This window comes from Cytobacillus sp. S13-E01 (assembly GCF_029193815.1).
Classification (GTDB): domain Bacteria; phylum Bacillota; class Bacilli; order Bacillales; family Bacillaceae_L; genus Bacillus_BV.
The window spans coordinates 61,787-77,487 of the sequence record NZ_JARFVC010000009.1 but is presented as its reverse complement, the minus strand read 5'-3'; the positions used below and the strand labels follow the sequence as shown (position 1 = coordinate 77,487).

Sequence of the window (15,701 nt, the reverse complement as noted above, 5' to 3'; positions counted from 1 at the left end):
TTTCATAGTGCTCGCGGAAAATTGAATTTTAATAAGTTTATTCTAAAAAGTTGCAGCCTTACGATATACCAAAAACCCATTTATGGTAACTTGTAAATCCATCTAGTAATGCCTGCTGAGATTTCCAAAGGCTGAGCTTATCCCCATTATTCTTATACGTTTCTAGTGAATCATATGCAGTAGTTATATTTTGTGATAGGCTTTGTAAAGGCTCAGTTAACCCTTTAATTTCTTCTGTTCGTAAGCTAGTTAGTATATCAGAAGCTTCTTTCCAGCCCTCATCTGTTATTCCATCTCCTGATATTGCATTCACAGAAAGTGTAGCTAGTTTTCCATAGAGCAGTGCTGCTTTCCCAATAAAGTTGCTATCGGCCTGTGCAACATTTTTGAAGGTCCCTCCCTCAATCGTATAGGCTTTTACAAATGTCTCTTGGTTATTTTCTTGATAGAGTAAACTCATCGCTTTAACTTTTTCTTGAATACTCCCAATACCAGCTAACACAATATACGAACCATCCTTCACTAGCATAGCAGCAGAAAAACCGCTGCTTTTAATTTGATCAACAATAACTTGTCCTGCAGACGCATTTGAATATACTCCAGCTTGAATAACGAACGTATTTAGTGGAGCTAATTCTAAAGAAACCGTTTCTTTCCCATCCGGTGTCACAGGAAGGTCAGTATTTTCATTAGGCTGAGATTGTTGATTTTGTTCTTGCGGTGTGGCTGTTACAGGTTCCTCGGGATCTACCTCAGTTAATAAATTTAAAATAATAATTCCAAATATTGTTCCAATACCTACCGCCATAATGATCGAAAGAAAAAAAGGTCTACTTGAAAAAGATGTTCGTTTTGTAATTGACTTAGGTCTAAAACCTTTTTTGCTCGTTCCCTTACTATTATATTTACGTAGATCTTCAATTGGTACTACTGGCAATTTGTGTTCATCTTTACCGACATCACTAGGAAGTACCCACGAAAAGTCATCCTCTTTTGCTTCTTGTGCAGCAGCGATTTCATGATTTCCATATGCCTCAAGTTCTGTATCTGCTATGTTTCTTTCTTCTTGATTAATTTGCTCTGATTTATTTTCTTTAAATTTTCGCTCTTTACCATTAATTTTAATAGAGATACCTTGTTTGGGCTTGTCCATAGTCGTTCCCACCCTTCCATTGTCGAACAGGACAATTACTTTCTATCATGCTACCATATGAACAAAAAAAAATAACAAGACTTTTGTCGTCTTGTCGGAAAAGGTTTCGTCAAATTTTTCAATTATTCTTTTTAAAAATAGAATCTAGGAGCAACTAGGTCTAGTGACGCCCGGGGCTAACCACCTAAACTAGGTATAAAAAGGCTTTAATTCACCTCGGCCTACTCATTGTCTTTTATACCTGATGGAAATGGGTTTTGTTTATTACTTGGTAGTAGTATTTCGAATACAGGTAATTGGTCAACTAAATCTGTTAACTTTGGTAAATAAAATGTAGAAACTGAAAGCGTGAAAGCAATTGGACCTATCTCTTGTTCGACAGAAGTAATTTCTTCTTGTCCAGAAAATGCTAGATTTTCTATTTGGGTAATTCGTGTTTGTGTTTCTAGAGTATTGATAAATTGTTCCATCGCATAATAATCTGGTGACTGTACGGAAAGGTTTACCGTCAGCTTTTTTATACCTTGAGGAAGCTGTATCGCTTCACTAGGCTGATTTTCACCATTGGTTTCGTCTTCATTGTCATCTTGAGTTGATTCGACATATTCTTCTAAAGTACTTTGATCGGTTACCTCTGCATCTCCAAATCCCATATTAGTGATGAAACTGTTTGAAACAACTTCAGCTTTTTCAAGATCTAATAAGAATTGCTCTACTACTGGCTTTACAGGAACTTTCTTTTGTAACTCAACCGTGCTTTCAACTGTTTGATCTTGAGTTTGTTTAACTTTTGACTGAACAACTTCTAAAAGTCGCCTTTGTGTAGCAAGGTCATTTTCAAGTCTTGCGGTCTCAATTTGTACCGGTTTTAAAAGAGTAAAATATAAAAGCAAAAAAAGTAATGTGATAAATAGTATTGAAATAATGTAAACTGATATCTGTTTTTTAGAAAATTTTACTGCCATTTACTCAATCCCCCTTTTGGAGTTCGTTTATGGCCTGTTTGTTTATTTTTAAATTAAACTGAGCGATATACCTCGGTAAATAGCTAGTGTTGGTATTCACGTCTTCATTTGAGATTGCTTCAGTTTGTATACCTAATAGGGTCACTTCAAGCAAAAGTTTGGAATCAGTTAATGACTTTAAATAATAAGCAACTTCCCGGTTTGTATCAAACTGCACTGTAATTGAAATTGTACCATCCACCGCATAAGAAAATGTACGTAGAAATCCTCTTTCTGGTAACAGTCGAATAATATGATTTAATAATGGGACGGTTTTAGTTGGATAACTTTCTGCCCATAAAACTGCATTTTCAAGTTCAACAACAGATGAAGAAGCTTCAAACTCGGATATTTTTTGTTGTTCAAGAGCTACCATTTGTCTAAGTGTGTTTAACTCATTTTCCAAAACATTACTATTCGATTTAGAACTACTATAGATAGAAAAAAACACAGTAGTTCCTACTAGGAATAAAAGAATAAAGACACCAGTTAAGATGTAATTTGACTTATTTTTTGTTTCTCTTTGTGGAAGTAAATTTATGTCAACTAACATTATCGCACCTCTTTTAACGCTAAACCTAGTGCCAAATGAAGATTAGAATCAAGTAGGCCGCCATCACTAGTTGTAAAGTGCTCCGAGTTTATAGTATCTACCTGAACTTCCGATCTTTCTTTTACTTCTTTATAAATAGTTGAAAGATAAGGATGGTCTCCACATAGAAATATTCTACTAACCCTTTCCTTTCCTTGATTTAGAGAAAAGCGATAGAAGTTCATAACATGTTCAATTTCTTTATACGTATCTAATAAGCTTAATAATAGTTCATTTTCTTCACCAATCCACTTGAATTCTGTATTACCTGTTCTGGTATTCTGACTTTCCCACTTATCATGTGCTCCATCAATTGATAAATGACGCATAAAAACTGGTTTGTGATGATGGAAAATACTGATATTTACCATGTGTTGATCAAATTGAAGGATCATTGTGTGATCCTTTGATTTAGTGTGATCGATTTCATGATACAATCGGTACATACAAAGTGGAGAAATATCTGCGGCAATTGGTTTTAATTTTAATTCCTCAAAAAGAGTAGAATACTGCATTACGATATCTTCTGGTGCTGCAAAAAGAAGAACAGTTTTCCTCTGTCTGGAATCACCTGTTACGAGTATATCGAACACAGGGTCCTCAAATGGTAAGTGTATGGTGGATCCTAACTCAATATATAAATACCCTTTTATTTCATCATCATGTAAGTCTGAAGGGACTTGAAGTGTTCGAATTACAACATATTGATCAGGAACTACAAAGCGAACATTGCGTCTTTTTATACCCCATTCTTCTATACATTGCTCTAAAATTGTTTCTAATGTTTCACGGTCAATAATCTTACCATCTCGAATAAGCCCTTCAGGTATAAACCGTTCTCCATAATGACTCACAACAACAGGTGATAGCTGTTTTAATTCAATAAAACGGATGACATGGTCTTTTATGACGATATTTGCAGTTTTGTGATTTCTCGAAAAGAAGTTAAAGACCATGTTGCAAATCTCCTTTTATAAAGAGTTTTATATAAACATTGTAAGGTACAAACGGATTAGTTGGTCACCAAAGAAGTAGGCTAATAGCGTTCCAAGGATGATGTATGGCCCAAACGGAAAGGGTTTGCCTTTTTTTACTTTTCCAATTAGGATGCCAACTATTCCAAAAAGAGCACCCGCTAAGGTTGATAGGAAGAAGGAAAGTAGCACTAACTTCCACCCTACGACAAAGCCTATTAAACCAAATAGCTTAATGTCTCCCCCACCCATGCCACCTTTACTTACAATAGCAATGACAAGAAGTAATGTAAATCCTACTATCGCTCCTAGCAATGAATCCCACCAAGGCGTAAGAGGGATTAAGATTCTTTCTATAAAAAAGAGTCCAAAAAAGAAAAGCAAGACTTTGTCAGGGATAATCATATAATGTACATCGGAAACGAAGATTATCATAAATAATGATATCAATGTCCAAGAAATAACCAATTCCTTTGACCAGCCCACCAACATTGGTGAAATCGTAAAAAGAATTGCAGTGATAAGCTCAACAACAGGATAGATTGGTGAAATAGACGCCTTACAAGACTTACAGCTTCCTTTTTGAAGTAAAAACGAAAAAACAGGGATTAACTCCACTGCTGTTAATTGATGCTTGCAATTAGGACAGGCAGAGCGTGGTGCCACGATTGATTGATTGTTGGGTACTCGAAGGCCTACAACGTTGAAGAAAGAGCCTAGGAGGAGTGCTGTGATGAATATGTATGTAATTATGAAAAGTGACTCCATATATTAACTCCTTATAATCAACTAAATAGTCCTATAACAGGACTATTTAGTTGTGAATTTATGGGTTGGTTTCAATTTAGGAATTTTTCCCCACGTTCTTTCGATCAAAAGCACCTTCAGCAACTGGTGTTGCATTAGCAGTCCCACTGGTTGATTCTGATACAGTTCTCACACTGCCCTTTAGGATTACAGTATATGTGTATTTTGTTCCATCTTTAGTAATTACAACTTTACTATCGTCTTTATCATAAGTATTATTGCCGCCATCGGGATCTTTAAATTCTTCTAATAATCCATTTGCTATTAAATCACTTAATAACAATGTTGTTGTTGTAGTTGGTGGTTGACTAGTAACATGAATCTTCGCCGCATTAATCATCTGCTGTGCATTTGCTACATGCGCATCCTTCTTAGTATTATCAATCAAGCCACCAATACTAGGCACCGCAATAGCCGAAATAATCCCTAAGATTACAACTACTGCTAGTAATTCTATTAATGTTAATCCGCGCTGATTTTTTATGTGATTTCTCATCTTTTTTAGCATGTATAAAACCTCTCCCTCATAGTAAATTTGTCCTGTTTTGATTATATCATGACAAATTTAAACAAGTTACTGTTTTTTTATGGATGTTTACATCTGAATTTGATTGAATATGTCGAACATAGGAACTAGAATAGATGTTACAATAGTCCCGACTATTCCAGCAAGGAAAACGATCATCAAAGGTTCTATCAATGATTTTAATCGATCCGTACTACTCTCGACTTCTGCCTCATAGAAATCTGCAACTTTTCCTAGCATTTCATCAAGTGATCCAGTCTCTTCACCGATTGCAATCATTTGTGTGATCAGCGGTGGAAATGCCCAATGCTTTTTCATCGGTTCTGTTAAGGATTGTCCTTTCTCTAGAGAATCCTTTGATTCACGTAGCACTTTTGTGATCACTTCATTTTCGACTACGCTTTCTACTATTGACAATGCTTGCAAAATTGGGACTGAACTAGAAAACAGTGAACTTAATGTTCGTGTCATTCTTGCTAGTGCTGCTTTTTGGAGCATTTTTCCGAATATCGGAATTCTTAGCGAGAAATAGTCAATGTAATATTTACTTTTCTTTTGTTGCTTTAGTAGAAGATAAGTAATGTATATCCCAATTATTAGAAGGATAATTAGCCACCACATTTTCTGCATAAAACCACTTGCATTCAAAACCAATTTGGTTATAGCAGGTAGCTCAGCTCCAAACCCCGCAAACATCTCTACAAATGTCGGAACAACTGCAACAAGCAGAAAGACAACTACGATCACTGCAATTATTCCTACTGTAATTGGATAGGCGAGAGCAGATAGTATTTTCTGCTTCGTTCTATGCTGCTTTTCATAGTGGAGAGCAAGGCGATCAAGTATTTCGTCCATATTCCCACCTGCTTCTCCCGCTTTGATCATACTCGTAAACATAGGTGAAAAAATCTTCTTATGTCTTGCAGTCGCCGCTGATAAAGGGTTACCTTCACGCAGGTCTGTTTCAATTTCTGTTAATACTCTTCTAAGTGGTTTGCTCTCGGTTTGATTCGACAATATTTTTGTCGATTCTACTACGGAAACACCAGCTTTTAATAGCGTAGAAAATTGGCGCATAAAAATCACAAAATCTTGTAATTTTACTGGGTTTCCAATTGTTATCTCTTTTGTTAAAAAGGTTTCAGGTACTTCTTGAATATCTATTACACGTATCCCTGTTTCACGTAATTTACTAATTGCTTCTCGTTTTGAAGGGCTTGTTATATTTCCTGACCTTTTCCCTTCTTTACCTCTACCCTGATATCGATATTTTGGCATTACTCAATCTTCTCCCGTATAAAAGGTAGGGCTGCTTCTCTTGATATAACACCTGCTTGTACAAAGTCTTTAAGTCGACTTTCGAGTGTGTGCATCCCTTGTGCTCGACTTGTTTGCATCACATTTACTATCTGATGAATCTTTTCATTTCGAATCAAGTTCGAAACTGCTGAATTGTTCAGCAGTACTTCAGTTACAGCTTTCCTGCCTTTTTTATCGGTTGTCGGAAATAAACGTTGGGAAACGATTGCAACTAGAACTGACGCTAACTGAATTCTAACTTGGGCTTGCTGCGTGGCAGGGAATACATCAATAATTCGGTCAATCGTGGTGGGTGCACTTGATGTATGTAAGGTAGCAAAAACTAGGTGTCCCGTTTCAGCAGCAGTTAGGGCAGTATGAATTGTTTCTAGGTCGCGCATTTCGCCAACAAAAATAACATCTGGATCTTGTCTTAAAGACGCACGTAATCCATTTGCAAAGTTTTTTGTATCAAAGCCTACTTCGCGCTGGTCTATTATACAATTACCGTGCTTATGTAAATATTCAATAGGATCTTCAAGGGTGATGATGTGTTTACGCATTGTCTGATTCATATAGTCTAGCATTGCAGCAATTGTAGTGGATTTACCACTTCCTGTAGGACCTGTTACAAGTATAAGTCCATGTGGCTTCGTTGAAATCTTTTTTAAGATTAGGGGCAGCTCAAGCTCATCAATAGTTGGAATTTGTGTTGGGACAATTCTTATAGCTAGCGCAATACATGAACGCTGAAAAAAGGTATTTACTCGAAAACGAGATACACCTGTAATGCCGTAGGAAAAATCTAGTTCACCTTTTTCGATGAATTGTGGCCACATTGTTTCTGAGATGATTGCCTTTGCCATTCCTTCTGTGTCATCAGGCTTTAGCACATCTTGTCCATATTTTTTCAACTCACCATTAATACGTATAACTGGAGGTACTCCAACAGTTAAGTGAATATCAGAAGCTTTTAATTCAAATGCTGCACGTAGAAGTTTATCCATTTTCATTTTCACTTTTATCACCTACTCTGGCATAGCAACCCTTAGTATCTCCTCTGTAGTTGTTAACCCTTGTTTAACTTTTAACAAGCCATCATCTAGCAGGAAGATTGTTTTATTTTTCATTGCAATTTCCCTCAGCTTTGAAAAAGATTCTCCGTTCATAATTACACGTCGCATGTCATCATTTATAACAAGTAGTTCGTGGATTGCAAAACGGCCTTTATAGCCTGTCATATTACACGTTCCGCAGCCTTTACCGCGTGTAATCTCAGTTATTGCAATTCCTCTTTTAGAGAATATTTCAAGCTCTCTCTTAGTCGGCTCTTCGCTTTGGGCACAATCTCGACATACCTTTCTAACGAGACGTTGAGCAACAATTCCACTTAAAGATGATGCTAATAGGAATGGTTCTACCCCCATATCCATTAGTCTAGTTATTGTCCCAAGAGAATCGTTTGTATGCAGTGTGCTTAAAACTAAATGCCCTGTTAGGGATGCTCTAATCGCTACATCTGCTGTTTCCCGGTCCCTTATTTCACCAACCATAATAATATTTGGATCCTGCCGTAAAATTGATCTCAAGCCTTTTGCAAATGTCATTCCAATAGTAGGGTTCACTTGTATTTGATTTACTCCCTCAAGTTGATATTCAACAGGGTCTTCTATCGTAATAATATTCACTTCTTCACGATTAAGTCGATTTAACGCGGCATATAGAGTTGAAGATTTTCCAGAACCAGTTGGTCCTGTGATTAACACAATACCTGTTGGCTTTTCAATAAGACTTAAAAAGCGTGAGATATTCAGCTTATTAAAGCCTAATTTATTGATATCATTTAACGCACTGCTTAAATCTAAAATACGTAAGACAATTTTTTCTCCAAATACTGTAGGTAGTGTGGCGATACGTAAATCGACCGGATGAAAGTCTAGGTTCATTTTCATACGGCCATCTTGAGGTATGCGGTGTTCAGTAATATCAAGGTTAGACATAATTTTAATCCTAGCAATTAAAACGTTCTGCATATGCTTGGGCAGTGATCTTTCTGTACGTAGTACACCGTCTACACGATAGCGTATCACAACTTTTGTCTCTTGTGGATCTATGTGAATGTCACTAGCACGAAGTTGGATCGCGTTTTGCAGTATTTGATTAACTAATCTAACAACTGGTGAGTCAGTATCTGTAATTTTGTCTTCTTCAACCTCTTGCCCTGTTTTAAGGTTAGTTAGCAATTCATCCATACTATCGTCAACATCATAGTATTTTGAAATAGCACGAAGGATATCGTCCTTTGTGGCAATTGCGGTTTCAATTTGAAACCCCGTTGCTAACCGTAAATCATCGATTGCGTAAAAATCCATTGGATCCGACATAGCGACAAAAAGTTTGTCCCCTTCTTTTTTGAGCGGGACCAATAAGTTCCGCTTTGCAAATTCCTTAGGTACTAAGCTCGTCATCTTGGGATCAAATGGGAAACGAAATAAACTAATGTGTGGTATTCCTAATTGAAATTCCAATACTTCGATTAATTGCTGTTCAGTGATATATCCATGTTGTAGTAGTGCATCCCCAAGCTTTTGGGACTCACTTTTCTCGTTTAATGTAAGTTGAAGCTGGTCTACAGTTATTAGACCCGCTTCAACTAATAAATCACCTAATCTTTTACGACTTTGTTTCATTTGACATCCCTACTTTAGACTTATTCGCCCTTCATTGGAGCTCCAGGAGTCCCCCAAAGCTCGTCATCTTTATGATTTTTTTCTACACCAACATTGTCTTCCGCCACGGAATTATTACCATCAGTACGTTCATTCCCTTCAGGAACCAATGTTAAATCATTCCCATTTCCTGGGTTACTAGCTTTGTTTTCCCTTGTGTTACCGGGTTTACTCGCTAAGCTATGGATTTCAACCCTGTGAATAGGTGGGTAGAAATCTTCAGCAATTTTGATTTTTTCAATAATATCAAATGATTCGTCCAGGGTTAAACGAAATATCGGGATAAGAAAGCCCTTTGTTCCTGCTTCCTTAACAACTACTTCTCCAATGGAAACCGTACTTTTATATTGGAGGACAGTTCTAGGTTCAAATGCTTGAATAGTATCAATTATAACCTGATAACCAAATATGAAAGGTACACCCGTTATGGACGTATATAAGCGATCTTTAAACAACTCAAGTTGAAAAGTGTACTCTGTTGTATTTGGGTTATAAAAGACAAAATCGTTATTTTCTGGTAGAATTCTAGCTTCATAACCTAATTCTGCATAAGTTGGTAAATTTCGGCTATAATGGCGTTCAATTATTTCAAAATTAGTTGCTAGAACAGCTTTATACAGACCTGAAGCAATAATACTTAAAGCCTCTGGAGAATAGCCCGGTAATTCATCGTCACCAATCATTTCTAACAAAGAAACTTGAGACCTAGGAGGGACCTTTATTGTATTTATACGATTAATAAATTTCGATATTTCATCATGATATGCTGTAGTTGCAACAATACTCTCTGAAACAATTTCATTTTTCTCTTTATTCTTTCCGTAATTTAACAACTGGAAAGTAAATTCTCCAGTCTGAAGATTTTCAGCAACTTTTTCAAGATCGCTTTGCAGCTTGTCGACATCTAGGTTCTCTCTAAGTGAATCATCAGCTATGTCCTTGAGAACTGCTGTATAATGTTCGTCAGATATGGCTACAAGAAGAGGCGAAACACTTCTATCCTGAGCATTTGAAACACTTTCTATAACTGAAAAAGAAAACAATGAAGTATTGATTACTTTATCGTTTTCTTTATTTTTTATATATAATTGAGTTTTGGCTTCCCAATCAAGTATTTCATTCTCTATCTTCTTTATCGCTTCTTCTTTTGTTAAGCTTGAGACATTAATAGGACCGATCATCGTTCCTTCCTCAAAGCTATTACCAGGGCTGAATACAGATTCATATGCAAAAGCACCTAATTGTGAGAAACTAAAAATATAACTTGTGCAAAAAATTATAGCAGCGAGCAGCTTTAGTTCACGCAAGTTTCTCACTCATCTGCCTCCTTTTTAGGCTTCAACGTGCATAGATAACTCAACAACAACACTTGGGCCGTCCTCTAGTGCAGTTAGGATATCATCCTCTGTTAATACAGTACCTTCTGTAAACAGCACCTGACCATCAGATCCGACAATATCTTTTATCACTGTCTTTCCAAGCAATATTTCTACTTGTTTTTCTTTTAGAGCTTTAACTTCGTCATCTTCATCAAGCAATGTAAGTCCTTCAAATGGATCAACTTGAGATTTAACAACATCACCTGCAAATGAGCCAATAACGTCATCAGTAGCTGGTACTGGATGAATTAATTGATCAGCTGATTCAAGATAGAGTGAAGAAGCATCTTCTTTTACAATAATGATATCTTTTCCGTATGTTAAAATTGAATCTGAAGCAAGCGTTACTTCACGGTTTGTTACATTTAACAACACACCTAGAATATTTCCTGTTTCATCATCTACAAAATATTCTGTAACCTCACCAAGTAGTTCTCCTTTGCGGGTCATAACTTTAGTGTTCGTGATTTTTATTTTCTTATTCACTAACTGATTAGCAATAGGAATTTCGTTTAAATCAATAACAGCACTATCACTTTCAACTGTAACAGCATATTCTCCAATACCAACGACTTTTTTATAGGGAATCGCTTTTACACTTACTTGCCAGTCCTCATGCTCAATCGTTAAAAAATCAATTGAACCTTTATCTGGATTAATTACTAGCGATTTTACTTTACCTACTTGTTGACCTTCAGAAATGCTAATAATCGGCAGACTTACTATTTCGGTACTTTTTTTCATTCTTTTCACCACACCTGTTCTATTTAGTTCACGACTGATTCATGTCTATCATTGTACCATGTATCGACAAAAAAATAGTCATTTTTTACAATAATGTTGCTCTAAAAAATGCAATTGTTGTTGAATGATTACGAAATTTGTAAATTTATCTTTTAAATGGTTTATTAAGGAATGTAGTTCTCTCTCATTATGTTCAGAAATGTAATGTTCAATTAATAAATATGAGAATGTATAATAATCTTGGGCTGGTAGATTTGGGTGCAAATGATCTTTGACACGTTTCTCATACTCTGTAACAGACAGATATTTTCTGCTCAGCTGTAACTGTGAAACCATAGTATGAAACATTTGTTTTTGTAACCGATTCTTTCGTTTCTCCTTAACTAAATCTAAGTCGTTAATGTTCTCTTGAGCTACTAATGCACTTTCCTCTAGTCCGCCACTTTCAACCTCTTCCCCAAAACTAATAGGATCTGATAGTGTTTCATCAGATGAACTACTATCTCCTTTAGCAGGTTCTATCACTGAGTCATATTCATCAACATCGTTTTCAGGTTCATCGAGTACTGTATCTTCTTCTGCAAATACATCAGCATTAACTGATTCTGTTATAGAATGATCGACTTCTTCAATTTCATCGATATTTAAGTCATTGTTGTAGCTTGCTTGTGTTTTTGATTCTTCAATAATTTCATCGATATTGTAATCTACGATACTATTATCATCTAATGTATTTGTTGTCGGCTCTTCTAAATTCAGATCAAGTTCATCGTTAACCTTATGAAGATCATTTAGTTCTTCTAAATCAGCCCAATTCTGAGACTCTTCATCGTTACTAGCAGCCAATGTTTCTTGGTCATTTTCAATTAGTATGTCCTGATGATCTTCATCATCACTTTCTAAAACTGCGTCCACAGGTAAAATGCTGTCATTCGTATTTTCTTGTTGGGATGTCTGAGCAAGAACAACACCATCTAAGATTTCATTATGTTTAACTTCCTCGATCTCATCTTCATTAAGGCTGGGATCGTTACTATTTATATTCTCTTGAAGTGCTGGTGAAGCTACTGCCGGCTCAGATCTATCAGAATCAAGGGATTGTTTATTATCACTCGAATAAGCGTCATCTTCAACAGTCTTCACCTCTTCGGTAGAGGTATCAGCAAAAACAAAAGAGCTTAGTTTTTTTTCAATTAAATATGTAGCTGCTAATGCAAATAATAACAATAGTAATGAGGTTTGCCATAATTCAAATACTGTATTAGCTAATAACCCAATAAGTGCTAGACATAAAGAACTTGCAATGATAATGAGTTTACCTTGCTTCTTAAAGCCAAGCGGTAAAAAATATAGTAAGGGTATAAGAATGATAAGTGCAGTGACGGTAAATATGATGGTCCCCAATTTCTCACCTCTTTCGATATTTTTATATTAATCAGGTAAGGAATCACTTCCTTTTTCGGCAAAAAGTTCATAAATCCGTCTTAATTAGACAATTATCGACTATTAGTTATTGTATAATAAACTTACGTATTTTGAAAGAAGGGGACGAAATGATTCCAAACAAATTTTTAGCTAACTCAAAAGGATTTACTTTAATTGAAGTAATGCTTTCCATAACGATTCTCGGAATAATTTCACTTGGCATGTTTTCTTTTTTCACTCAAGCCTACTCCTATTCAAAAATAAATGAAGATAAAACGCTTGGAATATATGTGGCAAGAAATATGCTAGTATATATGGAAAGACAAAATTTCACTAAATTAAATGAACAATACATAGAGCCTTTAACAGAACCTCTATCTGATGGTGCTATTACACTTACTGTAACTAATTGTAGCGATACTCATAAATCAGGGGAAACCGTTTTTGATCAATATTGTGATGAAGTGTTTTTACAAACATTTAATAATGTTCAATATTCTGTTTCTGTAAAAATGAAAAAGCATATAGATCAGAAGTTAAGAGAATACCTCATACCAACAACAATTACAGTAAACTGGGGAACAAATACTACTTCAATTGAGGGGTATGTTATAAATGAAGCTATTCGATAATAAACAAGTAGGCATTACGGTTGTAGAACTTCTAGTTGCATTGACCCTATCATCAATTGCTATCCTTACTATTTATAGTGTCTTTCTATCAGGAGTCAAAGTCTATCAAAAAATTGGCATTGAAGGATTTCTTAGGGATGAAGCCGATTACGTTGTAAGTATGATTATTAATGAAATGAATCAATCCTCAGTTGATATTATCAAATACTGTGAAGCAACAGAGAACTGTATTGAGCTCATTGATAGTAAACAGATAAATGTAAATAACGATGCTAAGGAATTAGTGGGTGAGTCTGAAAAAGAAACTACTGTAATTATTAGATTTATTATTAATGATACAGTTGTGAGAGAAGTAATCGAAATTAATAAATCTAAAGAAAATGAAACATTAACAGAAAGTTCTACCCTTTCATCTCCTAATTCAACCTTTACTAACTCAAAAATAGAAATTCTAGGAATAGAAGAAGTCTATCAGCAAGATCTGAGTGAAACTCCAATGTTTAAAAGTGCGATTATAAATATGAATTTACAGGTTGGTCATTCTCGATATAAAGAGGGTAGTCCATTGTATGTTGAGCCACTACAATTAGAGAGTCAATTTGGGTTTTAATAGGAGGAAAGTTAATGATTACCAGGAATGAAAAAGGCTCTAGCTTAATCCTAGTGTTACTGGTCAGCCTCATTTTTATGACACTAGGACTCACAATTGTCGCAGCAACAATTGGTGGTGCAAAGAGAACGGAAATCAGAAAAGAAGATATCGCAACAACATATGAAGCAGTTAAGATCATGGAAGAAGTAATTGCCAAATTTCATTATGAGATTAGTCAACCTTCGTTCAAATTAAATGAAGCCATGCTTAAAGATACTAGGTACAAAGCACAGTTAGCTACATTTATTGAAGATCTTCAATCGCAATACAATCCCTCACTTAAAATCACAAACCTGTCTAATGAATATGATATTAATCCTTTAGAACACTTTACAAGGGTATATAACATTGCTGTTACCGCGACGAATGCTGATGGAAGAACTCGAACAGCAAGCCGAAGATTATTTCTATCACCAACACCTAGTTTTCTCCAATATGCAGCCGGTTCTAGTCCTGAAGGGATAGTTAATTTAAATGGTGGTTCAAAGATTATTGGAAATATGTATGGCAATACCTTCAATATCTCTAATACTGTATATTTCAACGATGAAGTCTCACAAAGAAACGGCCAAATTGAAAACCAAGCACCAAGTGTTTATCCTTCACTTCAAGGGGAACTAAGTGTACGAGGGACTATTAATGGGAATGAGTTGTTAAGTGATCCGAGCCTATCAAATTATTTTTTTAAATCAAATATTTCTTCCGAAAATGGTGTGCCAATTATTAAGAGGGCGACAAGCGAATATGTTGATGTCAATTTCAAAAAAACCTTTGCTCAAAAAATAAACCAGCTCCAAGGCTATAGTGGCACACCCACTACTGAAGATAATTTTAACGATGAAAATAGTATCAATTTCGCGATAAAATCTCTACTAGAGCCATGTCGTGAAATTATCATAAATTCGAACGAAGACTCTATTAGTGGAACGAACAATTGCGATTCGCCACTATACTTAATTGAAAAGGATGAAAACTATCTAGATATTAACAGTGCCATTCAACCAAAATATACCACAGTAGTATATGCAGATATATCTTTAGATGAAGCTGAAAACGATTTTGAAATAAGAAGCCCTAATCATGTTGAGAATGCTCCATTATTTGTTACTAATAACCTTGACATAGAGGATGCTTGGCTAGTCGTTCATGGTGATTTAGTAATAGACAGTTCATTACAGTCCACAATCGAGATAAATGGAAATATTTTAGTTACTGGTGATTTAATTATTAGAGGAGACAATTTAACTCCAGATGGTAAAGAAGAATTACAGGAAGATGATGAGGTACAATTTGCTTCTACTATTTATACACTAGGTAAAGCAGAAGTATATAATACGAAAATAAGTGGTCTAAATAACAAACAGCTTGTTCTACTTGCACAACAAGACATGATTATTACTAGAATAAATGAATTTAGAGATTATACTAATCCTGCAAATACACCACTAGAAGCATACTTTTATACAGATTCCTCTGCGACTTTGTATGGAGTAGGTTCACTATTTAATATAAAAGGAGGGTTATTCGCTAAAGAAAGCCTTACTATTAATGCAATTAGACAAAATTCGATTCAAAAAAGCTATAATCTAGCACCAAATATTATTTCATCTGCGGCACAAAAAAGTCAATATTCAAGATTTATAATCGATTATGATCGATCCGTAATTATTGATCAACTTGATGCTTTACCCAGAGTAGATAGATTGCAGCTAATATTAGACGATATGATGATACAATAAAAGCCAAATCCACTTTTGGATTTGGCTTTTATTGTAGTCAAATTTC

15 protein-coding genes are annotated in these 15,701 nt (G+C 35.4%); 3 read left to right on the top strand and 12 right to left on the bottom strand.

Translation table 11 applies throughout. The annotated features are described in order from the left end of the window. Positions 1–58: 58 nt before the first annotated feature. From PY093_RS08555 to PY093_RS08500, 12 genes are all read right to left on the bottom strand, one after another. Positions 59–1,153, bottom strand: coding sequence for a hypothetical protein (locus PY093_RS08555; RefSeq protein ID WP_275645474.1), 1,095 nt, complete (start codon positions 1,151–1,153; stop codon positions 59–61). 221 nt (positions 1,154–1,374) lie between these two features. Then, on the bottom strand, positions 1,375–2,118 hold the full coding sequence (locus tag PY093_RS08550; protein WP_275645473.1) for a pilus assembly protein PilO: 744 nt from the start codon (positions 2,116–2,118) through the stop codon (positions 1,375–1,377). A 4-nt stretch (positions 2,119–2,122) separates the two neighbouring features. Then, positions 2,123–2,710, bottom strand: coding sequence for a PilN domain-containing protein (locus PY093_RS08545; RefSeq protein ID WP_275645472.1), 588 nt, complete (start codon positions 2,708–2,710; stop codon positions 2,123–2,125). Continuing rightward, a complete protein-coding gene (gene pilM, locus PY093_RS08540; RefSeq protein ID WP_275645471.1) occupies positions 2,710–3,705 on the bottom strand; it encodes a type IV pilus biogenesis protein PilM in 996 nt (331 codons plus the stop codon). The genes PY093_RS08545 and pilM overlap by 1 nt, the downstream gene beginning before the upstream one ends. Positions 3,706–3,732: 27 nt before the next feature. After that, positions 3,733–4,491, bottom strand: a complete 759-nt coding sequence (locus PY093_RS08535; protein WP_275645470.1) for a prepilin peptidase — start codon at positions 4,489–4,491, stop codon at positions 3,733–3,735. Between the two features lie 76 nt (positions 4,492–4,567). Continuing rightward, positions 4,568–5,038, bottom strand: a complete 471-nt coding sequence (locus PY093_RS08530) for a type II secretion system protein (RefSeq protein WP_275645469.1) — start codon at positions 5,036–5,038, stop codon at positions 4,568–4,570. Between the two features lie 87 nt (positions 5,039–5,125). Further along, complete coding sequence (locus tag PY093_RS08525; RefSeq protein WP_275645468.1) at positions 5,126–6,334, bottom strand: type II secretion system F family protein; 1,209 nt, start codon at positions 6,332–6,334, stop codon at positions 5,126–5,128. After that, positions 6,334–7,368 carry a type IV pilus twitching motility protein PilT gene (locus tag PY093_RS08520; protein ID WP_481769289.1) on the bottom strand — a complete coding sequence of 345 codons (1,035 nt, stop codon included), beginning with the start codon at positions 7,366–7,368 and terminating at the stop codon, positions 6,334–6,336. Before PY093_RS08520 ends, PY093_RS08525 begins: the two co-directional genes overlap by 1 nt. Before the next feature lie 15 nt (positions 7,369–7,383). Then, entirely contained in the window at positions 7,384–9,045 is a 1,662-nt protein-coding gene (locus PY093_RS08515; RefSeq protein WP_275645466.1) for a GspE/PulE family protein, read from the bottom strand. A gap of 20 nt (positions 9,046–9,065) precedes the next feature. Continuing rightward, on the bottom strand, positions 9,066–10,400 hold the full coding sequence (locus tag PY093_RS08510) for a VanW family protein (RefSeq protein ID WP_275645465.1): 1,335 nt from the start codon (positions 10,398–10,400) through the stop codon (positions 9,066–9,068). A 15-nt stretch (positions 10,401–10,415) separates the two neighbouring features. Next, positions 10,416–11,207 carry a PRC-barrel domain-containing protein gene (locus PY093_RS08505; protein WP_275645464.1) on the bottom strand — a complete coding sequence of 264 codons (792 nt, stop codon included), beginning with the start codon at positions 11,205–11,207 and terminating at the stop codon, positions 10,416–10,418. 78 nt (positions 11,208–11,285) lie between these two features. Next, complete coding sequence (locus PY093_RS08500) at positions 11,286–12,611, bottom strand: hypothetical protein (RefSeq protein ID WP_275645463.1); 1,326 nt, start codon at positions 12,609–12,611, stop codon at positions 11,286–11,288. Positions 12,612–12,760: 149 nt separating this feature from the next. Between PY093_RS08500 and PY093_RS08495 the strand changes: the two genes are divergently transcribed. Genes PY093_RS08495 through PY093_RS08485 form a run of 3 tightly spaced genes read left to right on the top strand, consistent with a single transcriptional unit; the run spans position 12,761 to position 15,655 of the window. Beyond that, on the top strand, positions 12,761–13,264 hold the full coding sequence (locus PY093_RS08495; protein ID WP_275645462.1) for a type IV pilus modification PilV family protein: 504 nt from the start codon (positions 12,761–12,763) through the stop codon (positions 13,262–13,264). After that, on the top strand, positions 13,248–13,874 hold the full coding sequence (locus PY093_RS08490; RefSeq protein WP_275645461.1) for a PilW family protein: 627 nt from the start codon (positions 13,248–13,250) through the stop codon (positions 13,872–13,874). Before PY093_RS08495 ends, PY093_RS08490 begins: the two co-directional genes overlap by 17 nt. 14 nt (positions 13,875–13,888) lie before the next feature. Further along, positions 13,889–15,655 carry a hypothetical protein gene (locus PY093_RS08485; protein ID WP_275645460.1) on the top strand — a complete coding sequence of 589 codons (1,767 nt, stop codon included), beginning with the start codon at positions 13,889–13,891 and terminating at the stop codon, positions 15,653–15,655. Positions 15,656–15,701: the final 46 nt, after the last annotated feature.

Bases quoted from the DNA above. Each gene is read 5' to 3' on its own strand.
- PY093_RS08485 (WP_275645460.1), top strand. From the start codon at position 13,889: ATGATTACCAGGAATGAAAAAGGCTCTAGCTTAATCCTAGTGTTACTG.
- PY093_RS08515 (WP_275645466.1), bottom strand. From the start codon at position 9,045: ATGAAACAAAGTCGTAAAAGATTAGGTGATTTATTAGTTGAAGCGGGT.
- PY093_RS08550 (WP_275645473.1), bottom strand. From the start codon at position 2,118: ATGGCAGTAAAATTTTCTAAAAAACAGATATCAGTTTACATTATTTCA.
- PY093_RS08530 (WP_275645469.1), bottom strand. From the start codon at position 5,038: ATGCTAAAAAAGATGAGAAATCACATAAAAAATCAGCGCGGATTAACA.
- PY093_RS08505 (WP_275645464.1), bottom strand. From the start codon at position 11,207: ATGAAAAAAAGTACCGAAATAGTAAGTCTGCCGATTATTAGCATTTCT.
- pilM (WP_275645471.1), bottom strand. From the start codon at position 3,705: ATGGTCTTTAACTTCTTTTCGAGAAATCACAAAACTGCAAATATCGTC.
- PY093_RS08555 (WP_275645474.1), bottom strand. From the start codon at position 1,153: ATGGACAAGCCCAAACAAGGTATCTCTATTAAAATTAATGGTAAAGAG.
- PY093_RS08535 (WP_275645470.1), bottom strand. From the start codon at position 4,491: ATGGAGTCACTTTTCATAATTACATACATATTCATCACAGCACTCCTC.
- PY093_RS08545 (WP_275645472.1), bottom strand. From the start codon at position 2,710: ATGTTAGTTGACATAAATTTACTTCCACAAAGAGAAACAAAAAATAAG.
- PY093_RS08495 (WP_275645462.1), top strand. From the start codon at position 12,761: ATGATTCCAAACAAATTTTTAGCTAACTCAAAAGGATTTACTTTAATT.
- PY093_RS08520 (WP_481769289.1), bottom strand. From the start codon at position 7,368: ATGAAAATGGATAAACTTCTACGTGCAGCATTTGAATTAAAAGCTTCT.
- PY093_RS08525 (WP_275645468.1), bottom strand. From the start codon at position 6,334: ATGCCAAAATATCGATATCAGGGTAGAGGTAAAGAAGGGAAAAGGTCA.
- PY093_RS08490 (WP_275645461.1), top strand. From the start codon at position 13,248: ATGAAGCTATTCGATAATAAACAAGTAGGCATTACGGTTGTAGAACTT.